Below are 23,801 nucleotides of genomic sequence, written 5' to 3' on the forward strand. Positions count from 1 at the left end.
CGAGCGTACTGCAGGCCGGGCGGCCTTCACCGGACGAAGCGGTAGCCCATTCCGGCTTCGGTGAGCAGATGCTCGGGGCGTGACGGATCGGCCTCGAGCTTGCGCCGCAGGGCGGCGAGGTAGACGCGCAGATAGTTGGTCTGACTGACGTACGTCGGCCCCCACACGGTCGTCAGGATCTCGCGCTGGCTCACCAGATTCGGCTCTGCTCGAACCAACAGTTCCAGCACCGCCCATTCGGTCGGCGTCAGCCGGACGGGCATACCGTCGCGGGTGGCCCGTTTGCCGACGAGGTCCACGGCGATCGATCCCGCGGTGACGATCGGAGTCGCCGCGGCACCGACCGTGGTGGTGCTGCCGCGTCGGATCGCAGCCCGCAGTCGCGCCAGGAACTCCTCCATCCCGAACGGCTTGGTGACGTAGTCGTCGGCGCCGGCGTCGAGGGCGTGGACTTTGTCTGCGGCGTCGGTCCGCGCCGAGAGCACGATCACCGGTACCGACGTCCAGCCTCGCAGGCCGTCGAGCACGGTGAAGCCGTCCATGTCCGGGAGCCCCAGGTCCAGCACGACCACGTCGGGCGTCGACCGGCTCACCGCTTCGAGAGCGTCGGCGCCGGTCGCCGCGGTGGTCACCTCGAAGCCGCGGGCTCGGAGGTTGATGCGCAGCGCGCGCAACAGCTGGGGTTCGTCGTCGACCACCAGGACGTGTCCGTGCTCGGCCATCACCGGTCCTCTCCCCGCACGGGCTCGGTTCCGGCGGGCAACAGCATGGTCATGGTGGTTCCCCCGCCCGGCGTGTGCTCGGCGGTCAGGGTGCCGCCGACGGCGGTCACGAAGCCGCTCGCCACCGACAATCCCAGCCCGACGCCCGACGTCTGCCGGTCCCGATCACCGTACTGGTGGAACGGCACAAAGACGCGGGCACGCTCGTCGGCAGGGATCCCCGGCCCGTGATCGATCACCCGGATGCGACAGCACGCCTTGCCGGTCGGCGCGTCGCTCGGCACCAGGTCGGTGCGGACCGCCACCGCACCGCCGCCATGCCGGAGCCCGTTGTCGATGAGATTGGCCAGTGCGCGTTCCAGCAGGCCCGCGTCGGTGCGGGCCCAGTCGCACGCGAGGTCGACTGAGATGGCCGCGCCGCCGTGCGCAGCGGCAGCGCCCGCTCGATGGATCACCTCGGCGAGGTAGGTGCGGGTCAATTCGGGGCGGACGACGCCCGCGGCGAGGCGCGACGAGTCGAGGAGGTTTCCGACCAGCGATGACAGCTGGTCGACGGATTCCTCGACGGTCGCCAGCAGCTCAGCGGTGTCCTCGTCGTTGAAGACGACGTCAGGGCTGCGCAGGCTCGACGCCGCGGCTTTGGCGGCGGCGAGCGGCGTGCGGAGGTCGTGGCTGACGGCGGTGAGCAGTGCGCGGCGCAACTCATCGGTCCGGGCGAGTTCGTCAGCGACCGCGGCCTCGGCCTCCAGCCGGTCCCGTTCGACGGCGGCAGCCACCTGGCTCGCGACGGCGGCGAGGACGCGCTGGTCGGCCGCACCGACTGCCGGTCCGCGCAGCAGCAGTTCGTATTCGCCGCCCGTTGCCGGGCACACGGTGTCGGCTGCGGCCCCGGACGCGGGCGGGTGCTCTCCCACCGACGCCGCGACGGTCGCGCCTCGGTCGTCGCGGCGCGCAACGGCGACCGCGGTCTGCTGGTACGTCTCTCGGACGCGTTCGAGCAGTCCGGAGACGCCCGCACCGTCGAGCACCGCACCGGAGAACAGCGTCAGCAGTTCCGCATCGCGGGTCGCGCGCTGCGCTTGACGCCTGCGGACAGTCGCCGAATCGACCAGGGCCGCCACCGCGATCGCAATGATCAGCATGACGATCAGAGTGATGACGTTGTCGGGTTCGGCGATGGTGAACGTGAACCGCGGCGGCGCGAAGAAGTAGTTGAGCAGCAGTCCGGAGGTCACCGCCGACAGCGCGGCGGGCACCATGCCGCCGAGCATCGCGACGGCCAGCACCACGACGAAGAACAGGGCAGTCTGGCTCGAGAAGCCGACCAGCGGGTCGATCACGCTGAGCACTCCGGTCAGTGCCAGCGGCAGAAGCACCGCGAGGATCCAGCTGCCCGGCCGATGGAAGCGGGTCCGGCGGATGTCGAGACGCCGCCGGACGGCGGCCCTGTCGTGGGTCACCATGTGGACGTCGATCCGGCCGCTGTCCCGGATCACCGCCGCACCCACGCCCTCGTCGAACAGTCGCTGCCACCGCGACCGGCGCGAGGTGCCGAGAACCAATTGCGTGGCGTTCATGGCACGCGCGAACTCCAGGAGCGTCTGCGGGACGTCGTCGCCCACCACCGAGTAGACGCCCGCGCCGACACCGGTCGCGAGGGCACGCAACGCTGTCAGGTCGGCGGCCCCGCGGTCGGCGAGGCCGTCACCGCGGACCACGTGCAGCACCAGCAGTTCGGCGCTCGACCGCGACGCGATGCGGCTCGCCCGGCGGATCAGGGCCGACGACTCGGGGCCGCCGGTCACTGCCACGACGACCCGTTCGCGCGCCTCCCAGGTGTCGGTGATCGCGTTGGCGGCACGGTAAGCCGCGAGCTTGTCGTCGACGCGATCGGCCAGCCACAGCAGCGCGAGTTCGCGCAATGCCGTGAGATTGCCCTGCCGGAAGAAGTTGGCGAGAGCGTCGTCGATCCGGCCGGCGGCATAGACCTTGCCCTGCTCGAGCCGCTGCCGGAGGGCTCGCGGCTCGATGTCGACGAGCTCGATCTGGTCGGCGGCGCGGACCACGTCGTCGGGGACGGTCTCACGCTGGGTGATCCCGGTGATCTGCGCGACGACGTCGTTGAGGCTCTCCAGGTGCTGGATGTTGACGGTGGACAGGACGTCGATCCCGGCGGCCAGGAGCACGTCGATGTCCTCCCACCGCTTGGCGTTCCGCAGTCCGGGGGCGTTGCTGTGGGCGAGCTCGTCGACCAGCACCACGGCCGGTCGGCGCGCGAGGATCGCCTCCAGATCCATCTCGTGCAGAACGGTGCTGCGATGCTCCACCGCCCGCCGGTCGACCACCTCCAGGCCGTCGATCAGCGCCGCGGTGGCCGTACGACCGTGCGTTTCGACGACGCCGATCACCACATCGACGCCGTCGTCCCGCAGCGTGCGGGCCTGCTCGAGCATCTCGTACGTCTTTCCGACGCCGGGCGCGCAACCGAGGAAGATCTCCAGCTGGCCGCGTTCCTCGGTGTCGGGCATATCGCCGATACTAACGGCATCCGGGGTCATGGAAGGCCTTCGGCGCAGCCACATCAAACGCCTTCGGCGCAGCCACATCAAACGCCTTCGGCGCAGCGGCGGCGAGGTCACGGTTCACCTGTTGGACGTTGACCCGCTCCTCACCGAGGAAACCCAGCTGACGACCCTCCGTGTGCGCGGCGACGATCTCGCGGACCCGCTCCACCGGCAGCCCGGTGACGCGGGCGATGCGCGGGATCTGCAGCGCGGCGTACGCCGAGCTGATGTCCGGATCCAGGCTCGATCCCGAGCCGGTGACCGCGTCCGCGGGGACCTGCGACGGCGCCACGTGCTCGCGCTGCGCGATCATCGCGCGTCGGGCGGCGATGATCTTCACCAGTTCCGGACTGTTGGGTCCCAGGTTGCTCGCGCCGGACGATGACGGGTCGCCGGGCGCCATCGGGTCGTCGACTCCGCCGGCGACGCGGTTGTGCAGGAACGGGTCCGGGTGTCCGGCGGGCACACGCTGGTCGACGCCGATGAGCGTCGACGTGGTGCAGCCCCGCACGTCCGTGACGAAGGACCCCTCGGCGGCGGTCGCGTCGACGCGGGAGATCCCCCACACCGCGACGGGGTACAGGCCGCCGACCACGACGGTCAGGGCGATCAAGGCGAGCAGCGCGACCGCGCACTGTCGCGCGAATCCGGTGACGAAGTTCTTCATGATGTCAGCCCATCCCCGGCAGCAGCCGGTCCAGCAGGTCGATCAGCCAGATCCCGATGAACGGGGTCACGACGCCGCCGAGCCCGAACAGCAGGAGATTGCGGCGCAGCAGGTCGGCGGCGCTCGCCGCCCGGTACCGGACGCCCTTCAGCGACAGCGGGATCAGCGCGATGATGATCAGCGCGTTGAAGACGACCGCGGAGACGATCGCCGACTGCGCCGAGTGCAGCCGCATGATGTTGAGCGCGTCGAGCTGCGGGTCGGTGGACGCGAACAGCGCGGGCAGGATCGCGAAGTACTTGGCGAGGTCGTTGGCCAGCGAGAACGTCGTGAGCGCGCCGCGGGTGATCAGCAGCTGCTTCCCGATCGCCACCACCTCGATGAGTTTGGTCGGGTCGGAGTCGAGGTCCACCATGTTGCCCGCCTCCTTGGCGGCCATGGTGCCGGTGTTCATCGCCAGGCCGACGTCGGCCTGCGCCAATGCGGGCGCGTCGTTGGTGCCGTCGCCGGTCATCGCGACCAGGCGGCCGCCGGACTGCTCGGCGCGGATCAGGTCCAGCTTGTCCTCGGGCGTGGCCTGCGCGATGAAATCGTCGACGCCGGCCTGCGCGGCGATGGCCTTCGCGGTGAGCGGGTTGTCGCCGGTCACCATCACCGTGCGGATCCCCATCGCCCGCAGTTGTGAGAAGCGCTGCGCCATCCCCGGTTTCACGACGTCGGACAGTTCGATCACGCCGAGGACGTGAGCGCGCAGCCCGGTCTTGGTGGCGACCACGAGCGGGGTTCCGCCGCGGGTGGAGATCTCGTCGACGGTGGCGCGCACCTCCTCGGTCAGGCGTCCGCACCACTTCTCGACGGCGTCGGCGGCTCCCTTGCGGAAGCTGCGCCCGTCCGCGTCGACGCCGCTCATCCGGGTCTGCGCGGTGAACGGCACCACCGTCGCGCCGGAGTCGTCGGCGGCCGTGACCTGGTACTCGTCGCGGGCCAGGTCGACGATGCTGCGCCCCTCGGGGGTCTCGTCGGCGAGGCTGCAGCGGTGGGCGACCGCGGCCAGCTCTGCGGTCGAGACGCCGTCGGCCGGGTGGAACGCGGTGGCGCGCCGGTTGCCGAAGGTGATGGTGCCGGTCTTGTCCATGAGGAGGGTGTCGATGTCGCCTGCGGCTTCGACGGCGCGACCGGACATGGCGAGCACGTTGCGCTGCACCAGACGGTCCATGCCCGCGATGCCGATCGACGACAGCAGCGCGCCGATGGTGGTGGGGATCAGGCAGACGAGAAGGGCGATCAGCTTCACCGGGTCGGGGGCCTGGCCCGCGAATCCCTGCATCGGACCGATCGCGAGGACCGCGAGCAGGAAGACGATGGTGAGGGCCGTCAGCAGGATGTTGAGGGCGATCTCGTTGGGCGTCTTCTTGCGCGAGGCGCCCTCGACCAGCGCGATCATCCGATCGACGAAGGTGCTGCCCGGTTCGGCGGTGATCCGCACGACGATCCGGTCGGAGAGGACCACGGTGCCGCCGGTGACCGCCGAGCGATCGCCGCCCGATTCGCGGACGACGGGCGCGGATTCGCCGGTGATCGCGGACTCGTCGACGGTCGCGATGCCGTCGATCACGTCGCCGTCGCCCGCGATGGTCTCGCCGGCCTCGACGACGATCCGCATCCCGACGTGCAGGTCGGATCCCGGCGTCTCGACGATGACGCCGTCGTCGGTGAGCACGCGGGCCACGGTGTCGCGCTTGACCTTGCGGAGGCTGGCGGCCTGCGCCTTGCCGCGCCCCTCGGCGACGGCCTCGGCGAGGCCCGCGAAGATCACCGTGAACCACAGCCACGCGACGATCAGCCACGCGAAGACCGAGCTCGACGCCGCGGCGAGGATCGTCGACACGATGGCGCCGAGGTAGACGACGAACATGACGGGGTTCCGCGCCTGGTCGCGCGGCTTCAGCTTCCGGACGGCCTGCGGCAGCGAGGCGATGAGCTGTCGGGCGTCGAACGCGCCGCTGTGGACGAGTTCGGTGTCGCTCGACGGGGTGTGGGGAACGAGTGTTGCGGTCATCTAGAGTGCCTCCGCGATGGGTCCCAGCGCCATGGCCGGGAAGAAGGTGAGTCCGGCGACGAGGAGCGCGGTGCCGAGGAGCAGGGCGCCGAACAGGACGCCGCTGGTCGGCAGTGCCGCGGCCTGCTGCTCCCCAGTCTTGGGCTTCTGCCGAGCGAGCGATCCGGCCAGGGCGAGGACCAGGACGATCGGCACGATCCGGCCGAGGAGCATGGCGAGGCCGAGGGAGATCTGCAGCCAGTCGCTGGTGGCGGTGAGGCCGCCGAAGGCGCTGCCGTTGTTGTTGGCCGCCGACGCGAAGGCGTACATGACCTCGCTGAATCCGTGTGCGGCGCTGCGGCTTCCGACGGGACCGTCGTTTCCGAGGGCGTCGCCGGTGGAGCCGAGGAGGACCGTGATCGACGCTCCGGTCAGCACCAGGGCGGGCATCACGAGAACGTACAGCGCGGAGAGAGTGATCTCGCGGCGGCCGACCTTCTTGCCGAGGAACTCCGGCGAGCGCCCGACCAGGAGACCGCCGACGAAGACCGTGATGATCGCCAGCACCAGCAGACCGTAGAGGCCGGAGCCGACGCCGCCGGGCGCCACCTCGCCGAGGAGCATGTTCCAGAGGAGGCCGCCGCCGCCCGCGGCGGAGAAGCTGTCGTGCGCGGAGTTCACGGCGCCGGTCGAGGTGCCGGTCGTCGCCACCGCGAACAGCGCGCTGCCGGGGATCCCGAAGCGCGTCTCCTTGCCTTCGAGCATCGCGCCGGCCGCCTGCGATGCGGCGCCGTCGGTACGCGACTCCATCGTCCAGACCAGCGCGAGCATGCCGCCCCAGATCGCGGCCATGACGCCGAGGAGGGTGAGGCCCTGCCTGCGGTCGTGCACAAGGGTGCCGTACGTCCGCGTGAGGCTGACCGGGATGATCAGGATCGCGAGGATCGAGATCACGTTGGTCAACGGCGTCGGGTTCGAGAACGGGTGCGCCGAGTTGGCGCCATACGTGCCGCCGCCGTTGGTGCCGAGCAGCTTGATCGACTCCTGCGAGGCAAACGGCCCCAACGGGATTCGACTGCGCGTGCCGTCGAGCATGGTGATGCCCGCCCCGGTGTGCCACGACTGGACCGCGCCCTGGAACACGAGGATCGCCGCGACGGCCACGGCGAGCGGCAGCAGGATGCGAACGGTGCCGCGGATCAGGTCCACCCAGAAGTTGCCGATCTCGCCGTTGCCGCGATGGTTCGCGATGCCGCGGATCAGGGCGACGGCGACCGCCATCCCGACCGCCGCGGACAGGAAGTTCTGCACCGCGAGACCGAGCATCTGAGTCAGGTTGCTGATGGTGGTCTCCGGCTCGTACGACTGCCAGTTGGTGTTGGCGATGAACGAGATCGCGGTGTTGAACGCGACGGCGGGCGACATCCCCGGCTTGCCGTCCGACCACGGGAGGTGTCCCTGGAGCCGTTGCAGCGCGTAGAGCGACGCGAGCGAGACCGAGGTGAAGGCGAGCACCGACAGCCCGTAACCGCGGGCGGTCTGGTTGCCGCGCGGGTTCACGCCCAGCGCACGGAACATCAGGCGCTCGGGAGCTGCGTCGCGCGGCGTCAAGTAGACGCGCGCCATGTAGTCGCCCAGCGGCACGTACGCCGCGGCGAGGATGACGAGAACGGATGCCAGCTGCAGGAGGCCGGCCGAAAGATCTGTCAACGCACCGGCCTTCAGAACTTGTCCGGGTACAGCAGCGCTGCCACCAGATAGCCGATGAGAGCGACCGCGGCCGCCACCAGGAGCACCGCTACGGTGCCTGCGGCGGTCATCGTCCGGTCCCCCGTTCGAGCACGTACAGCAGGCCGGAGCAGATCGCCATCGCGATCACTCCGATCCCCAGCATCAGCAGATCGGCCATCGTCCTCGCCTCATTCGTCGACGGCCCGCCGTTCGGCGGGCTCGACTCTCACGCTCGCCCGCGGCGGTCGTGCGCGCTAGAGGCCTTAACGCGATCTATACGGCGCCGCGGCGGATCTTGACGGGCCCGCTACGCCCCGCCCCGCATCACGTGGTTTCGACTCACTTCGTTCGCTCAACCATCGGTGGGGACCGCCCCTCCCGCTGGTTGAGCGAGGCCCCTCCCGCTGGTTGAGCGAGGAGCGCAGCGAAGCGAGCACCGCAGTCGAAACCCCTCGCCGCGGGCCGGAAGACTGCAACGCACCAGAATCAGCGATTACGCACGCGGTTTCGACTCACTTCGTTCGCTCAACCATCGGTGATCGGCGGAACTACGGGCTGCGCCTGCTCAGCGTCCCCGCCGCCAGCGCGAGCGCGATGAGGATGCAGGCCGCGACGATCCCGATGTCGCGCCACATCAGCGCCGTCGCTGAGACGTTCGCGGCCACCTCCTGCAGCGCCTGCACCGCGTAGGTCAACGGCATCACCGTCGACAGCGCCTGCATCCAGCCGGGCAGGTCTTCGCGCGCGACGAACAGGCCGCACAGGAACAACTGCGGGATCACCACGACTGGCAGGAACTGCACCGCCTGGAACTCGGTCTGGGCGAACGCGCTGCACAGCAGACCGAGGCCCACGCCGAGCATCGCGTCGAGCATGGCGATGACGAAGACCCAGCCGATCGATCCGGCGAGTTGCAGGTCCAACAGCCAGTACGAGACGCCGACGGCCAGGACCGCCTGCACCGCGGCCAGGATCGAGAACGCGAGGCCGTATCCGCCGAGGAGGTCGAGCCTGCCGAGCGGCGTCGTCAACAGCCGTTCCAGAGTCCCCGAGCGACGTTCGCGGAGCATGGCGATCGACGTGATCAGGAACATCGTGGTGAACGGCAGGATGCCGAGCATCACGGTGCCGATGCGGTCGAACGGGTTCGGCGCGAACGGATTGTGCGGGGCCTCCGAGAACATGAAGTACAGCAGCGTCATCAGGATCACCGGGATCCCGAGGATCAGTGCGACGGTCCGCGGATCGGCGCGGAGCTGCCGCAGCACGCGCACCGCCGTGGCGAACAGCAGCTTCGGGCGGATCGGACCGGTGCGGGTCGTCGTCTCGGTCGAGCCGGTCATGCCGTCGCCCCCTCGATCAGGGTCAGGAAGGCTCTCTCCAGGTTGGTCTCCCCGGTGCGCGCCCGCAGTTCCGCCGGAGTCAGTTGCGCCACCAGACCGCCTGCGCGCATCAGGATCAGCTCGTCGCAGTGCTCGGCCTCGTCCATCACGTGGCTCGACACCAACAGGGTGACCCCGGTGTCGGTCAACCGAGTGAACCGCTGCCAGAGGTCGGCGCGGAGCACCGGGTCCAGGCCGACGGTCGGCTCGTCGAGGATCAGCAGCTGCGGACGTGTGACCAGCGCGCAGGCGATGGAGACCCGGTTCAGCTGCCCGCCCGAGAGGTCCCCGGCCAGATGGCCGACATGGGAGCCGAGGTCGACTGCTTCGATCGCCTCCGCGATCCCGTCCTCCGCGTCGTAGATCTGCGCGAAGTAGCGGACGTTCTGCTCCACGGTGAGGTCGCCGTAAACCGACGCCGCCTGCGTCACGTAGCCGACCTCACGGCGCAGGCTCGGGCTTCCGGCGGGGCGGTCGAGGACGTCGATCCGCCCCGACACGTTCTTCTGCGTTCCGACGATCGCGCGCATCAGGGTCGTCTTGCCGCACCCGGACGGCCCCAGCAGGCCGGTCACCGATCCGCGCGGCACCGAGACCGTGAGGTCGTCGACCGCCGTGACCTTCCCGCGTTGGACGCTGACGTTCTCGCATCTGATCGCCGCAGACATGTCGCCTCGATTCCTCGACGGCCGATAATTCATCGTGCGTTGAATTTAACGCCGATGGTCCCACACCGTCAAGAGTCGCGCCGATTCGATTTGCGCACCGTCGCAACCGTCCGTTTTAGTTGGATGGTCTGTCTCACTCTAGGGAGTTCCACGTGAAGCGTTTGGCAAAGCTCGCCACCGTCGCCGCAGCGTCCGCCGCTGTCGCCACCGTCGGTCTCGTCGCCGTCCCCGGCGACGCCGTCGCAGGCACCGTCTCGACCTACACGCAGCCGGCCTCCGGCGCGGTGTCGATCACGTCGGGCAACAACGAGATCAACGTGATGGTCATCAACCGCACCGACGCCGACAAGTGCACCGTCACCGCCACCCGCAAGGACGGCAAGACCGGCACCAAGACGCTGACCCGCACGGTTTCGCTCAACACGCTGAACCAGCACACCGGCATCGCCAACTTCGGCGGCATGCTGAACAACACCACGTACACCGTCTCCGGCACCTGCGTCGGCCCGAAGCCCGCCCCGGCCGAGGAGAAGAAGGACGGCGAGAAGACCGACGGCACCAAGACCGACACCGTCAAGAACGACGCGGCCGAGACCACCGAGACCGTCACCACCAACCTGCTCGGCGGCACCAACAAGGCAGCCGTGAAGGTCGACAACTCCGTGGTCCCGAAGTACGACCAGTGCCTCCAGATCGTCAAGGGCACCGCCTGGGATCTGGGCCTGCGCGGCAGCACGCTGCAGTTCGTGATGGGCGTCGCGACGCAGTTCTGCCCGCGGTAGTCGCCGCTCTCCGACCCCACGACGGTCCGGTTCCCTTGCGGGAGCCGGACCGTTCGTCGTCTGCCACCGGGCTCCGTGTGGAAACCGCAGCACGCGGACCGACATGAGGCTCGCGTGAACTTCGGCACTTTTCGTCCTAACCAGTCGGATACCCAGTCGGACTAAAAGCGCCAAGATTCGCACACCCGAAGGCCATCGGGAGGCTGGCCCCTGCAGCACCGCGGGTCGCGCCACAGAACCGACTCCGCATCCGAGGAGCGCCTGACCACCGATTGGGTTGCTTAACCGGATAGTATTGAATGGCTCCGGTCCCGAACAGAGATGAGAAGCCATGGCCCGCAAACGTGCGACGACGGTCGACGCCGTCGTCGACGCTGCGGCCCGAGTCTTCGAGCGCAAGGGATACGTCGACGCGACCATCGCCGACATCGCCGCCGAGGCTGGAGTCAGCAAGCCGACGGTTTACCAGTACGCACCGAACAAGCGCTGGCTCTTGGAGACGATCGTCGAGCAGGTGATCTATCCACTCCGCGCGAGCATCGACGAGATCGTCGAGTCCGACGATCCCCTGCGGGAGAAGCTGCTGCGCTACCTGGCCGTGCAGGTCGATTCGACTGTCCGCTACCGCGGCTACTACGCGGTGCTGATCGCCGACCAGCACCAGCTCTCGCCCGAAGCACTGGCCGACTACAAGTCCTGGGCGCACGACGTCAATCGCATCACCGCGGACCTGCTCGAGTCGTGCGCCGACGCCGGTGTGGTCCGGGCCGACGTCGACCCCACCACCATGGCGAACCTGATCATCGGCATGATGATGTCGGTCTCCCGCTGGTACGACGAGGACGGGAAGTTCGGTCCGGACGAGATCCTCAGTCAGTCCGTCCGGCTGCTGTCCGGCTACATCGTTTCCTGACGGTCCGTCACCGTCGGGCGAAGCTCGGCTTCCTCCGGTCCCGAAACGCGCGGAGCCCCTCGTCGAAGTCGCCTCCGGCAGCGATGTAGGCCTCGCACTCCGCGAGTTCTAGCTCCAGCGCCCGTGCCGCGGGCAGATCGGCGGCCCGTTCGACGACGCGCTTCATCCCTGCGATTCCGGCGGCGCTGAACCCGGCGAGCCGCATGCCCAGCCGCTGCACCGCGGATTCCAGATCCGCGCGTGGCACCACCTGGTTCACCAGTCCCACCTCGCGCATCTGTTCCGCACCCCACGACTCGGCGGTGAACAGCAGGTACTTGGCCCGGGTCGCGCCGATGCGCGCGGGCAGTCGTACCAGACCACCGGCGCCGGGAAACATCCCGTAGCGGGCATGGCCGTCGCCGATCCGCGCGTCCTCCGAGGCCACCACCAGATCGCAGGCCAGCAACAGCTCCAGACCACCGGCAACCGCATTGCCGTGAACGGCGGCGATCACCGGCAGCGGATGCTCGGCGATCCGGGTGCAGACCCGACCGATGGACCGGAGGAAGTCCGGGAGCTCCAGCCCCGCGCCGTCAGCGTCACGGTCCAGGACTCGCGACAGATCGGCCCCGGCGCAGAACGACGATCCCGCGCCGGTGAGGGCGATGACGCGCGCCTCCCGGTCGGCTTCCGCGCGGTCGAGCGCCACAGCCAGTCCGTCGACCGCCTCGGGACTCAGCGCGTTCAACTTGTCGGGTCGATCCATCACGATCCACGCCACCGCGCCGTCCCTCGCATAGCGGACCGGTGCGCCGTCCGCCTCCCGATCAAACACGACCGAACCCGCTCTCACCCGGGAAGTGCTCTTCCCGCACGCGGCGGCGCAGGATCTTGCCGAGCGGAGTCTTCGGCAGCGCATCCGCGAACCGCACCGCCGTGACCTTCTTCTTGGCACCGACCCGCTCGCGAGACCAGGCGATCAGCTCGTCGGGTTCGACGGCGCGTCCGTCGCGGACCACGACCACGGCGTGTGGACTCTCACCCCACTTCGGATGGGGGACGCCGACGACGCAGACCTCCTGCACCGCCGGATGCGCCGCGAGCGCATTCTCCAATTCGGCAGGCCAGATGTTGAATCCGCCCGAGTTGATGAGATCCTCCTTGCGGTCGGCGAGGAACAGGAAGCCGTCGTCGTTCACGTATCCCATGTCGCGGGTCCGCACGCCGCCGTCGGCGGTGAGCCGCTGCTTCGTGGCGGCCGGATCGGCCCAGATTCCGGACATGGTGCACGGAGATCCCGCGATCACCTCGCCGACCTGGCCGCGCGGCAGTTCAACGCCGTCCTCGTCCTCGACCCGGAACCAGGCGTTCGGGGTCGCCCGACCCGCCGACGTCAGCAGCCCCAGATCCGCGCGGTGCTGGCTCGGTTTCAAGACCGAGATCGGCAAGACCTCGCTCTGCCCATAGATCTGGTACATCACCTCGCCCCACAGTGCCGCAGCTTTAGCCAGCGAACTCTCCGAGATCGGTGCGGCGCCGTACATCACCGCTCGGAGCGAACTCAGGTCGTAGTCGCGGGCGCGCGGATGCTCGGTGATCAGTTGGATCATGGTGGGCACCACGAGAGTCGACGTGACGCGGTGGCGCTGGACGTTCGCCAGGAAGTCCTCCGCATCGAACGACGGCATCACCACCGTCGCTGCGCCGGCCGCCAGAATCGCGTAGACGAACATGCCCGCCGCGTGGGTCAACGGTCCCGCAGCCAGGTAGCGGTCGGTCTCGTCCATGGCGGGCAGCACCATTGCGTACTCGTCGCCCATGCCCATCGTCGCGGCCACCGAGATCATGATCCCCTTCGGGAATCCCGTAGTGCCCGCGGAGAACCGGATCACGTCCAGGTCACCGGGTGCGAGTTCCACCTCGGGGATCTCCGGCGACGCCGCCGCCACCATCTCGTCGTAGTCGACGACCGCGGATTCGCCGGAGTTCTCGACGTCGCCGATCACGATCACCGTCCGCACCGAGGCCGCTCCTTCCAGGTGCGGCGCGAGGGTCGGATAGTGCGCGGCCTGCACCACCACGGCCGACGCCTCGACGTGGTCGATCAGGTAGCGGTGCCGTTCGGGGACGTCGTGCGCGTGCAGCGAACACCGGACGAAGCCGCCGATCGCACATCCGACCAGAAGCTCGAGCGACTCGAGAGAGTTGTCGCCGAGGAGTGCCACACGGTCGCCCTGGGCGACGCCTCGCTCGGCGAGGGCGTTCGCAAAGCGACTGGCACGCTCGCCCAGCATCCCGTAGGTCAGTTCCCGGTCGCCGCAGATCACGGCGGTGAGGTCGCGGTAGTCGCGACTCACCTTGCGAATCAACCGATTCGGATTCACGACAGCTCACCGCCCTTCCACGGCGGGGACGTCGACGCGGGTGGACACCAGCGACGCCGTCCCCGTCACGCCCTGCGCCGCCTCGAAGAAGCCCTCCGCCAGCGCCAGCATCAGATGGTCCCCACCGGGACCGCCGAGCGCACAGGAATAGAGGTTGACGCCACCGGGCGCGGCCACCTCGTCGACGATCTCCCCAGCCGGCGATACGCGCACACATCGCCGATTCGCCGCGTCTGCGACCCAGACGTGATCCTCCCGATCGATGGTGAGTCCGTCCGGAGCCAGAGCGAGACCTCCAAGCATGGCGGCGGCGCCGCCCGACGGATCCGGCATCGGCCCGAACTCGCCGAGCACGCGGCGACCGCTCAGCGCGCCGTCGTCGCCCACGGTGAAGGCAGTGAGCCGCCCCGCGAAGGTCTCCGCTACGACAAGTGTGGATCCGTCGTCGGTCCCGACGATCCCATTCGGAAACCACAGGTCCTGGGCCGCGATGTGCGCAGAGCCGTCGGGATCGACCCGATAGAGGGCGCCGGTCTCCGGCGGCGCCCCGTTGACGATGTCGAAGCCCATGCCTCCGATCCAGGCGCGGCCCGCCGCATCGACGAACATGTCGTTGATCCAGTGCTCCGACAGACCCGAGAGGTCGGCGTGCACTCGGGTGACGCCGTCGGCGGCGCTGTGTCGCAGCACCGTTCGGTCTTTCAGCGAGACCACCAGCAGGTCGTCGTCGGGGAGCCAGCCGATGCCCGAGCACAGGGCGTCGACTTCCAACAGTTCGGTGCGCGCTCCCCCGTGCTCGACTCGGAACACCGTGCCGCCGAAGGCGTCCGAGGCGTACCAGTGGCCGCGATGCCAGCGCAGCCCTTCAAAGTAGTCGCCGCCGGCGACATGGGTGGTGAAGTCCCTCATCTCTCTTCCTTTCCGACAAGTGGCACCGCGTGCGGTCGCCCCTTCAGAGGCCGTAGGAACGGCCGATGATCTCTCGTTGGATTTCGCTGGTTCCGGCGTAGACCGTCGACACGACGGTTTGCCGCAGGTGTCGTTCCATGTCGAAGGCGGTGGTGTATCCGGCCGCCCCCATGAGCTGCATGCCCTCCATCGCCAGGCGTTTCGCCGTCTCGGTGACCTTGAGCTTCACCATCGACGCCGCGCGGGGCGGTGGGGCCGTCGGATCGTCGTCGAGTCGGCGGGCGAGGTCGTCGACCAGTAGGCGGCAGCACTCCAGTTCGGTGGCCAGGTCGGCAACGCGATGCCGGACCGCTTGGAAGCTCCCGACCGGGCGTCCGAACTGCTGCCGTTCGCGGATGTACTCGAGCGTGTCGTCGAGGATGCGGCGGCCGTGCCCCAGGAACATGGTTCCGCACATCAGTCGATCGGTGTTCAGACACTGCATCATCTGTTCCCAGCCCGAACCGACAGTCCCGATCACCCGATCGACGGGCACCTCGACGTCGGTGAAGAAGACGTCGTTGACCTCGTCGCCGCCGAGCGTCTGGATCGGCCGGATCTCGACGCCGGGCGTGTCTGCTGGAATGTCGAGGACGGTGATTCCGCGATGGCGGTCGGTCTCCTCACTCGTCCGGCACAGGACGAGGATCCGGGATGCGATGTGCGCACACGAGATCCATGTCTTCTGCCCGTTCACCAGGTAGTGATCGCCGCGCAGTTCGGCCCGGCAGCGCAGCGAGGCCGCGTCCGATCCGGTGTCAGGTTCGCTGATCGCCGTCGCCAAGATCTGCCCATCGCAGACACCGCCGAGGATGTCGGTCTTCTGCGCGGGCGAGGCCCACCGCTCCACGATCGTCGAACTGACGAGGCTGATCACCAGTCCGTAGAGCGGAGCTCGTCCGTATGCCATCTCCTCAACGAGTCGGCATGCGTCGACCACCCGGCCGCCGCCACCGCCGTACTCCTCGGGGATCCAACTGCCGGCCCACCCGAGGTCGGTGACCTTTCGGTACAGGTCGGCACTGTGCGTGAGCCGACCGCCGTCGGTCAGCCGATCCCGCTGCTCCCGGGTTCCGCATTCTCGTTCGGTGAATTCTCTGATCGCCGTGACGAAGTCGCGACTGTCCGCGTCGTCGGAGTGGTTCATCGTGTCCTTTCCCATGCTGTTCGCGCGATCTCACGCGCCGTTGTCCAAGCGATAGAGCAGTCCGGAGGTGAATCGCGCGGAATCCGACGCCAGGTGCACCGCCACGTCAGCGACGTCGCGAGGCGTGCCCCAGCGGCCCTGCCGGGTGGCGACGAACTCAGCGGTGTCCATCCCGAGCGCCCGCGCCAGAACTGAGTCGCCGACGGCCACCGCCTCGGTGCGCACCACTCCCGGGACGATCGCGTTCACCCGAATACCGAGCGCGCGCAGTTCGGTCGCGCCAGTCCTGGTCAGTGCTTCCACGCCGGATTTCGCGGCAGCGTACGCGCCCATTCCGCGCAGTCCACGGCCCGCGACGAGCGAGGAGAGGTTGATGATCGCTCCCCCGCCGCCCCGGGCCATGACCGGTGCCGCGTGCTTCATGCCGAAGAAGGTTCCATCGAGGTTCACCGCCAACACGCGCCGCCACTGCGCTGCGTCCAGCTCGACGAGATCGGTTCCCGAGCCGAGACCGGCGTTGTTGACCAGGATGTCGAGGCGACCGTCGCCGATCGCCGCGCGCACCTGCTGCTCATCGGTGACATCGCAGTGGACGAAGCGGCATCGCTCGCCGAGCGCCTCGGCGAGCGCGGCCCCCGCGTCGGCGGCCCGGTCGGCCACCGTCACCGTGGCGCCCTGCGCCACCAGGGCGGTGACGATCGCCGCGCCGATGCCGTTGGCGCCGCCGGTCACCACCGCGGATCGACCGGCGAACTGTTCCCGGCCGGTCATGGTTTCGCACTTCGTCATCGCTCACACCATCCGAATTCCGGCGTCGAGGTCCAGGACCGTGGCGTTGAGGTAGCGGTTGGCGGCGATGTGCTCGACGAGGCTCGCGAACTCCGCCGGATCTCCGAGGCGGGACGGGAACAGGACCATCTGCTCCAGCTCGGCCCGCAGTGCGTCGGAGAATCCCGCGGCCATCGACGTGTCGAACAGGCCCGGCGCCACCGTCACCACCCGGATGCCGAACTCCGCGAGATCGCGGGCCAGGGGCAGGGTGAGGCCGACGACGCCGGCCTTGCTGGCCGCGTAGGCGGCCTGCCCGCGCTGGCCCTGATGCCAGGCGCCGGAGGCCACGTTGACGATGACGCCGCGTTCGCCCTCGTCCGCGGTGTTGCCGCACATGGCCGTCGCACAGTGGCGGATCACGTCGAGCATGCCGACGAGGTTGATATCGACGACCTGTCGGAACCGCTCCAGCGGCAGTGGTCGCACGCCGTTCGTGACCCGTCCCGGGGTCGCCACGCCGGCCGCATTGACGCAGATCCGGATCTCGCCGAGAACATCGACAGCGGCCGCCATCGCCCGTTCCACCGACTCGGGCTCGGTGACGTCGACGTCGATCGGTGTCGCGGCAACGCCGAGTTCGTCCGCGAGGTCTGCCAGCGCCTGCCGGTCGCGGTCGAGCAGCGCCAGTCGGGCGCCGCCCGCGGCCAGTCGCCGCGCGGTCGCGGCGCCGAGACCGGATGCGGCGCCGGTGATCAGCGCGGTGCGTGAGTCAGCGGTCAGCAACGAGTCAGGCGTCATCAGCGGCTCCGTCCGTTCGTCGATCGTTCCGTTCGCGGAACCGCGCGACCGCCGCTCGGTGGTCTGCGCTCCGCAGCGTCTGCCGTTCCAGGTCGAGACCGAACTGCAGCGCTTCGTCGAGTGCGCTCAGCAGGATGCGATTGGCGGTCGCCTTGGTTCCGGCGATCGCCTCGCGAGGACCGTCTGCCAGTCGACGCGCCAGGCCGACCGCGGTGTCGATCGCCGCGCCGGTCGCCACCACTTCGTCGATCAATCCGAACTGGAGCGCTGCGGGGGCGTCGAGCCGGTCCCCGGTGAGCAGGAATCGTTTGGCGCGCAACCCCATCAGCAGCGGCCAGATCACCGCGCCGCCGTCGCCCGCCACCACGCCCATCCCCACGTGCGGGTCGGCGAAGACCGCGGTCTCATCTGCGACGACGATGTCGGCGAACAGGGCCAGGGTGGCACCGAGCCCGATGACCGGACCGGTCACGGCCGCGATCACCGGAACCTCGATCCGCACCAGGTCCTCGATGAGCGATCTGCCATCAGCGAAGAAGTCGTCGAGCTGGTCCTCGTCGGCGGAGCCGATCCAGTCGGCGTCGCCGCCGGCACTGAACGCGCGGCCGACGCCGGAGAGCACCACTGCGCCCGCGCCGCAGTCGCGGCGCAGACGCCCGATCAGGTCGGTGAGCTCACGGTGCATCGGGCCGTCGAAGGCGTTGAGTCGGTCCGGCCGATTCAACCGGATGTGCAGGATGCCGTCGTGTTCCTCGACGAGGAGGGTCGTGTACTCGGTCATCTTCCTCACCTCACCAGCACGCTGACGGTCACGGCCGCCGGTTCCGGGCCGAGGTAGCCGCCGGCGTTCTCGGCGACGGCCACCCGCGCGCCGTCGACCTGCCTGGTGCCGGACTCGCCCCTCAGCTGCTCCACGAGCTCCACGATCTGCGCCGCGCCGGTCGCACCGAGCGGGTGCCCGCGGCTGATCAGACCACCGCTCGGATTGGTCGGTACCGATCCGCCGATGCCGGTCTTCCCCGCGCGGACCAGTGCGACGGCCTCGCCGTGCTCGGCGAGGCCGAGTTGTTCCAGCGCGATCAGCTCGGCCGGCGAAGCGGCATCGTGAACCTCCACCACGTCGACATCTCCGGGTGCCACCCCGGCACGGTGGAACGCCCGCTTCGCGGTGTCGGCCACCACCTGTTCGGCACGGCCGCGCACCCCGGCGCCCACCACGCACGACCGCAGTTCGACGGACCTCGGCGACGGTGCCGACGACACGACCACGGCGGCGGCGCCGTCTCCGATGGGTGCGCACATGGGGACCGTGAGCGCACCCACCACGGGGCGCCCGGCCATGACCTGTTCCACCGAGATCGCCTCGCGCACCTGTGCGCGTGGGTTGGCGGCGCCGTGCGCGCGGTTCTTGGCCGCCACGCGAGCGAAGTCCTCGGCGGTTGCACCGGACGATGCCGCGTACTCGTCGGCGTAGCGCGCGTACACGTGCATGAACGGCGACGAGTCGTCGTCCAGTCCGAACTCCCGCCTCAGTTCCGGGAGCCGATCCTGCGCCATCGCTCCGATCATCGCCCGCACCGCCCGCCGCCGGTCGGCGTGGGTCAGCTGCTCCGTGCCGACGACCAACGCCGTCTCCACGTCGCCCGCCGCCACCGCCGTACGCGCCAACGCCAGTGCCGAAGAGCCTCCGGCACAGGCGTTCTCGATGTTGACCAGCGGAACTCCGGCGAGCTCGGTTCCGTCCAGCCAGGCCTGTCCGCGCACCGACTCCTGTCCGTGCATCGTGCCCGCGAACGCGTTCGCGAGAAAGACCATGCCGACATCGACCGCGCGCAGATCGGCGTCGGCGAGCGCCCGACCGACGGCTTCCCGCACCATGGTCGCGGCGGTCCGGTTCGGAACGGTTCCAAAGTCGGTCATCCCAATGCCTCTGATCAGCACTCTCGTCGGCATGTCACCCTCCCTGGGCGGGCGCGAGGATGCGCGTCCGGTCCGCGGTCGTCAGGCAGTCTTGGCACTTCACCACGCGGAGCCACCCCTGGTAGTCGGCCGCGCGGTACGTGGCCAACGATGCTGCGCCGCAGTGCGAGCAGGCTCCGTCCACCGGATGGCGTTCCTCATGGATCTCTGGCGATTCTGGTTGTGGGAACAGCACGGCTCCTCCTTCAGCTCTCGGGATTCAGCGACACCGCACCGCGGGCGTGCGCTTCGGTCGAATAGATTCCGTTGCGGACATCGGCGACGACGGCGACGGCATCGCGATCGGCAGGATCGCCGTACCCTGCGGCGCCCGGCATCCGAACGTGGATGAAGTCGCCGCCGCCGAAGGGCACCCGGGCGTTCTTGCTCGATCGGAACTCCGCACCGGGGACTGCTTCCGACTCCACCGGTGCACCTGTCTCTGCGTCGGCGAACCCGGCGAGAACCTCGGGAGGCGCCAGATCGGCTCCATCGACCCAGGCGTCCAGCGAGTTCCGGTGCACCCGGATCCAGCCCGTTGCGCCCGACTTTCCGCCCAGCACGCCGATCGTCGGGAATCGACACTGCTCCAACTGCCACATCCCCTCCGACGGGACCAGACTCACCAGGTGGACGTCGATGCCGGCACCTCCCCGATGCTGTCCGGGACCCGCGGTGTCTTCCACGAACTCTCGCTTCAGGACGAGGATCGGATAGGACTCCTCGTCGTATTCGATGGACGGTTCAACGTTGTTGGCGCCCTCGACCATGGTGTGCGCACAGCCGTCACCGTGGGCACTACCGCCGTAGGGCCCCGACAGGAGTCGCATGGTGATGAAGGTGGCCGGCGTCTCCTGACGCGTGTCCAGACCGGCGAGGCCGATGACTCCGACGTCGTCGAAGTTCTCGCCGACAGCCAGTTCCGGCCCGGCCTTCGAGAGCGCGATCTTCACCAGGTTCAGGGCCTTGGTGAACAGGAACGTGTGACCGGAGTTCGTCGACATCGGCGGAAGCGCATGCAGGCACGACCCGGCCGGGACCACGACGTCGATCGGCCGGAAGCTGCCCGCGTTGGGAAGAATCCCCTTGTCCTGCAGCATGTTCGCGACGCCCAGGTGCGCTGCGGAGACCGTGTCCGACCACTGCGAGGCGTACCCGCCCCACTCTTCACGCGAGGATCCGGAGTAGTCGATCTCCAATCGGTCCTCGCATTTACGGACGGTGCATCGCAGCACCATCGGGTCGCCCGCCATGTTGTTGTCGAGATGGTCCTCGGCCTCATAGACGCCGTCGGGGATCTCCCGCAGCGCATGCCGCAAGGCGCGTTCGGAATAGTCCAGGGTGTACTGCACCGCTCCGCGATAGGCGTCGAGGCCGTACATCGCGACGTAGTGCTGCACCATCTCGGCACCCAGTGCCAGTGCCGAACGCACCACCTGGATGTCGTTGACGCTGATCTCCGCGATCCGCGTCTGCTCGCAGAACAGGTCCAGTGTCTCGCGCTGCAGTTCGCCCTGCCGGTAGATCAGTCGCGGCGACATGCGGATCCCCTCGGAGTACATGTCCTGTTGCAGCCCGGCGCCCATGCCCGCGGGTACGGGGCCGCCGATGTCCATCCAATGGGTGATGGCTGCGGCGAATCCGATCAGCTCGTCGCCGACGAAGATCGGCATGCAGGAGCCGATGTCGTTGGCGTGGCTGCCGCCGCGAAAGGCGTCGTTGTAGACGATCATGTCGCCGGGCCGGAAGTTGTCCTGACCGTAGTAGTCGATCGCCATGCGGGCGTAGTACTGGTTGATGACGAAGTGTGCCGGCGCGGCGGTGCCCATCGCGATCGCATCGTGGTCCACGCCGAGAGCGGGGTCGCTCGGCGAGAGCAGCCCGATCCCGAAGTCGTTCACCTCGCTGAGAAGCGGACTCAACGCCGCGGTGTTGATCTTGCGTTGCATCTGCAGCGAGATGAAACGAAGTGCGTGCCTGATGACCTCGGCGGTCGTGAGATCGACGCCGTACCGGTCCAGGACGTCTGCAGCGGCGAGGGGCGCGGCGTCGTCGCTGCGGCCGTCTACCGTGATCGAGGTGCTCATGCTGTCGTCTCCTGTCCTCGTGTCTGTGCTTCATGAGCGTCGCCGAGCTCCACGACGATGTCTCCGACGTCGTTGACCCGTCCCACGTCGCCGGGGATCAGGACCCCGGTGTAGCTCGATCCCTCGATCACCGCTGGGCCGGGCAGCTCCTGTCCGGCTGCCAGGTCCGCGACCCGATAGATCGGCACGGCGGGATGCCGTCGGCCGCCGATGACCATTGGTCGACGCCCGCGGGGGACGCCCGGAGTCGACGTCCGAAGCGGTGCCGGACGCACGGTGCGGTCGTGCTGTGCGACGACGCGCACGCGCGCGTTGGCAAGGTAGATCGGTGCGGGGAGGCTGTAGCCGAACTGTCGCTCGTGCGACTTCGCGAACTCGTCCTGCAGATGCGCCATCGGGTCGTCGTGCGACGGATCCACCACGGTGGCCAACTCCCACCGCTGCCCGTGATACATCGCGTCCACGTAGAACTCGACGTGCGCCCGGTCCGGGCCGCCGGCTGCGTCGAGAAGATCAGCGGCCCGTCCGGTCATGTCCGCGAAGACCCCGGCCAGCAACGCACTGTCGGCGGCAGCCATGACCGGGATGATCTGTTCGTCGAACTCCGCCCCTTCCAGCAGCCCATACGCGGAAAAGACGCCGGCCAGCGCCGGGATGACGACGCGCTGCATCTGCAGGACCCGAGCCACCTGCGTCGCAGCAAGCGGCCCCGCCGCGCCGTAGGCGACGAGCGAGAAGTCGCGCGAGTCGATTCCGCGGTACACCGTCAGATGCCGGATGGCTTCGGCCATGTTGTTGACACCGACACCGACGACCATGGATGCGACGTCCTGCGGACTCGTGTCGAGTTGCTCCGCGAGCTGCGTGTAGGCCTGTTCCGCGGCCGCGCTGTCCGGCACGATCTCACCGCCGAGCGGAGTGTCCGGGTCGAGCCAGCCGAGCAGAAGCAGTGCATCGGTGACAGTCGGCTGCGTTCCGCCGCGCCCGTAGCAGGCCGGACCGGGATCGCTGCCCGCACTCTGCGGCCCTACTTCCAGACCGCCCGCTGGATCCAGGGTGACGATGCTGCCGCCGCCCGCACCGATGCTGTGGATCTCCAAGACCGGCATGCTGACCAGGATGTCGTGCTCGATCTCCAGCTCACGCTGAGTCGACGCCCGACCACCGGTCACTACCGCGACATCGGTGCTCGTCCCGCCCATGTCGAAGCCGACCAGGTTCGGCAGATCCAGCGCACGCGAGTAGCTCTGGACACCCATCACCCCTCCGACCGGACCGCTGTTGAGGGTCGTCACTGGCTTCGCTTTGACGACCGCGGGTGCGCTCAGGCCGCCGTCGTTCGTCATGAACATCAGAGGCGCCCGGTATCCACCCTCTTCCAGACGGTCTGTCAGGACATCTGCGTAGGACTCCATCATCGGTCGCGAGTAGGCATTGAGCACCGCGGTGGAGAGCCGATTGTACTCCTTCGGGTACGGTGCCACCTCGTGTGAGGCACTGACGCTGACGTCCGGGTACGCTTCCCGGATCAGTTCGACGGCACGTTGTTCGTGCGCCGGAAACTTGTATGAATGCAGGAAGCAGACGGCGATGCTGCGGCATCCGTCGCGGTACAGTTCGTCGACTTCCCTGAGCAGCGCATCCTCGTCGAGGGGGACCAGGGCCTCGCCCGACACCGTGTGCCGCTCCCGGACGCCGCGACGGTGCACCCGTTCGACGATCGGCCGGATCTCGTGCGGGCGCCGCCACCGCGGATCTGCCACGGCGTCCGCCGTTCGCGCCGCACGTCCCATGTCGAGCATGTCCCGGAAGCCGTCGGTCGTGATCAGGCCGGTCGGCGCACCGCGGCGGGTCAGGATCGCATTGAGTGCGACAGTGGTCCCGTGCACGATGCCGTCGATCGCGGCGTCGTCGTCCAGTTCCGCTTTCCCGAGCGCCTTCAGCAAGCCGTCGGCCAGCTGGTCGTGGGTGGTCAATGACTTCTCGGCGATCACCGCCGTCTCGCCATCCGCGACGACGAGGTCGGTGAATGTGCCTCCCGTATCAACTCCGATTCGCAGTGACACCGGGTCTCCTCTCCTGTTCGGCTGCGCGCATCGGTCGCGCCGACTCGAATTTCTTAACCAACTATGCAGTAAAGTAACAGAGGTCACAGAGTCGGTCAACCAGATGACGGCAAGGCGATCGTCCGCGAGCACGACACCGTCATTCACGAACCGGACCCACGACGGAGACGAAATCTGCATCCCTGCTGATCG

General features: G+C 68.7%; 21 protein-coding genes. 2 read left to right on the top strand and 19 right to left on the bottom strand.

Annotated features, from left to right (window positions below; genetic code table 11):
- Positions 1 to 26: 26 nt before the first annotated feature.
- The 8 genes from GH2_RS03805 to GH2_RS03835 all read right to left on the bottom strand — a co-directional run bounded on the left by GH2_RS03805 (position 27) and on the right by GH2_RS03835 (position 9,772).
- On the bottom strand, positions 27 to 722 hold the full coding sequence (locus GH2_RS03805; protein WP_066163398.1) for a response regulator: 696 nt from the start codon (positions 720 to 722) through the stop codon (positions 27 to 29).
- Positions 722 to 3,250: a DUF4118 domain-containing protein gene (locus tag GH2_RS03810; RefSeq protein WP_066163399.1), complete on the bottom strand. Its 2,529-nt coding sequence runs from the start codon at positions 3,248 to 3,250 to the stop codon at positions 722 to 724. Before GH2_RS03810 ends, GH2_RS03805 begins: the two co-directional genes overlap by 1 nt.
- A gap of 10 nt (positions 3,251 to 3,260) precedes the next feature.
- Positions 3,261 to 3,953, bottom strand: a complete 693-nt coding sequence (locus GH2_RS03815; protein ID WP_084247286.1) for a potassium-transporting ATPase subunit C — start codon at positions 3,951 to 3,953, stop codon at positions 3,261 to 3,263.
- Positions 3,954 to 3,957: 4 nt separating this feature from the next.
- Positions 3,958 to 6,012 (bottom strand): potassium-transporting ATPase subunit KdpB, encoded by a 2,055-nt coding sequence (gene kdpB, locus GH2_RS03820; protein WP_066163401.1) that lies wholly within the window; start codon positions 6,010 to 6,012, stop codon positions 3,958 to 3,960.
- A complete protein-coding gene (kdpA, locus tag GH2_RS03825) occupies positions 6,013 to 7,701 on the bottom strand; it encodes a potassium-transporting ATPase subunit KdpA (RefSeq protein WP_066163403.1) in 1,689 nt (562 codons plus the stop codon).
- Positions 7,702 to 7,712: 11 nt separating this feature from the next.
- The gene (kdpF, locus tag GH2_RS21195) at positions 7,713 to 7,811 is read right to left on the bottom strand and encodes a K(+)-transporting ATPase subunit F (RefSeq protein WP_084247287.1); all 99 of its coding nucleotides are present in this window, start codon (positions 7,809 to 7,811) and stop codon (positions 7,713 to 7,715) included.
- A gap of 459 nt (positions 7,812 to 8,270) precedes the next feature.
- Positions 8,271 to 9,065, bottom strand: a complete 795-nt coding sequence (locus GH2_RS03830; RefSeq protein WP_066163404.1) for an ABC transporter permease — start codon at positions 9,063 to 9,065, stop codon at positions 8,271 to 8,273.
- Positions 9,062 to 9,772, bottom strand: a complete 711-nt coding sequence (locus GH2_RS03835; protein ID WP_157085990.1) for an ABC transporter ATP-binding protein — start codon at positions 9,770 to 9,772, stop codon at positions 9,062 to 9,064. The genes GH2_RS03830 and GH2_RS03835 overlap by 4 nt, the downstream gene beginning before the upstream one ends.
- 152 nt (positions 9,773 to 9,924) lie before the next feature.
- On the opposite strand from GH2_RS03835, the gene GH2_RS03840 reads away from it, so the two are divergent.
- Both GH2_RS03840 and GH2_RS03845 read left to right on the top strand, forming a co-directional pair.
- A complete protein-coding gene (locus GH2_RS03840) occupies positions 9,925 to 10,554 on the top strand; it encodes a hypothetical protein (RefSeq protein ID WP_066163407.1) in 630 nt (209 codons plus the stop codon).
- Positions 10,555 to 10,885: 331 nt separating this feature from the next.
- Positions 10,886 to 11,467, top strand: coding sequence for a TetR/AcrR family transcriptional regulator (locus GH2_RS03845; protein ID WP_066163409.1), 582 nt, complete (start codon positions 10,886 to 10,888; stop codon positions 11,465 to 11,467).
- 7 nt (positions 11,468 to 11,474) lie between these two features.
- On the opposite strand, the gene GH2_RS03850 is transcribed toward GH2_RS03845, so the two are convergent.
- Genes GH2_RS03850 through GH2_RS03895 form a run of 11 tightly spaced genes read right to left on the bottom strand, consistent with a single transcriptional unit; the run spans position 11,475 to position 23,609 of the window.
- Entirely contained in the window at positions 11,475 to 12,284 is an 810-nt protein-coding gene (locus GH2_RS03850; RefSeq protein WP_169802418.1) for an enoyl-CoA hydratase/isomerase family protein, read from the bottom strand.
- Positions 12,277 to 13,833 (bottom strand): class I adenylate-forming enzyme family protein, encoded by a 1,557-nt coding sequence (locus tag GH2_RS03855; protein ID WP_066163413.1) that lies wholly within the window; start codon positions 13,831 to 13,833, stop codon positions 12,277 to 12,279. Before GH2_RS03855 ends, GH2_RS03850 begins: the two co-directional genes overlap by 8 nt.
- Positions 13,834 to 13,839: 6 nt before the next feature.
- A complete protein-coding gene (locus GH2_RS03860) occupies positions 13,840 to 14,742 on the bottom strand; it encodes an SMP-30/gluconolactonase/LRE family protein (RefSeq protein WP_066163415.1) in 903 nt (300 codons plus the stop codon).
- Between the two features lie 43 nt (positions 14,743 to 14,785).
- Positions 14,786 to 15,928: an acyl-CoA dehydrogenase family protein gene (locus tag GH2_RS03865; RefSeq protein WP_066164236.1), complete on the bottom strand. Its 1,143-nt coding sequence runs from the start codon at positions 15,926 to 15,928 to the stop codon at positions 14,786 to 14,788.
- A gap of 30 nt (positions 15,929 to 15,958) precedes the next feature.
- Positions 15,959 to 16,717: an SDR family NAD(P)-dependent oxidoreductase gene (locus GH2_RS03870; protein ID WP_084247289.1), complete on the bottom strand. Its 759-nt coding sequence runs from the start codon at positions 16,715 to 16,717 to the stop codon at positions 15,959 to 15,961.
- Between the two features lie 3 nt (positions 16,718 to 16,720).
- Positions 16,721 to 17,497 carry an SDR family NAD(P)-dependent oxidoreductase gene (locus GH2_RS03875; RefSeq protein WP_066163419.1) on the bottom strand — a complete coding sequence of 259 codons (777 nt, stop codon included), beginning with the start codon at positions 17,495 to 17,497 and terminating at the stop codon, positions 16,721 to 16,723.
- Complete coding sequence (locus GH2_RS03880; protein WP_066163421.1) at positions 17,487 to 18,278, bottom strand: enoyl-CoA hydratase/isomerase family protein; 792 nt, start codon at positions 18,276 to 18,278, stop codon at positions 17,487 to 17,489. Before GH2_RS03880 ends, GH2_RS03875 begins: the two co-directional genes overlap by 11 nt.
- A gap of 5 nt (positions 18,279 to 18,283) precedes the next feature.
- Positions 18,284 to 19,417 carry a thiolase family protein gene (locus GH2_RS03885; protein WP_239588348.1) on the bottom strand — a complete coding sequence of 378 codons (1,134 nt, stop codon included), beginning with the start codon at positions 19,415 to 19,417 and terminating at the stop codon, positions 18,284 to 18,286.
- A 34-nt stretch (positions 19,418 to 19,451) separates the two neighbouring features.
- Positions 19,452 to 19,652 (bottom strand): hypothetical protein, encoded by a 201-nt coding sequence (locus GH2_RS21545; RefSeq protein WP_157085991.1) that lies wholly within the window; start codon positions 19,650 to 19,652, stop codon positions 19,452 to 19,454.
- Positions 19,653 to 19,662: 10 nt separating this feature from the next.
- Complete coding sequence (locus GH2_RS03890) at positions 19,663 to 21,543, bottom strand: hydantoinase B/oxoprolinase family protein (protein ID WP_066163423.1); 1,881 nt, start codon at positions 21,541 to 21,543, stop codon at positions 19,663 to 19,665.
- Positions 21,540 to 23,609 carry a hydantoinase/oxoprolinase family protein gene (locus GH2_RS03895; RefSeq protein WP_066163425.1) on the bottom strand — a complete coding sequence of 690 codons (2,070 nt, stop codon included), beginning with the start codon at positions 23,607 to 23,609 and terminating at the stop codon, positions 21,540 to 21,542. Before GH2_RS03895 ends, GH2_RS03890 begins: the two co-directional genes overlap by 4 nt.
- Positions 23,610 to 23,801: the final 192 nt, after the last annotated feature.

This window comes from Gordonia hydrophobica NBRC 16057 (assembly GCF_001592365.1).
Lineage (GTDB): Bacteria > Actinomycetota > Actinomycetes > Mycobacteriales > Mycobacteriaceae > Gordonia > Gordonia hydrophobica.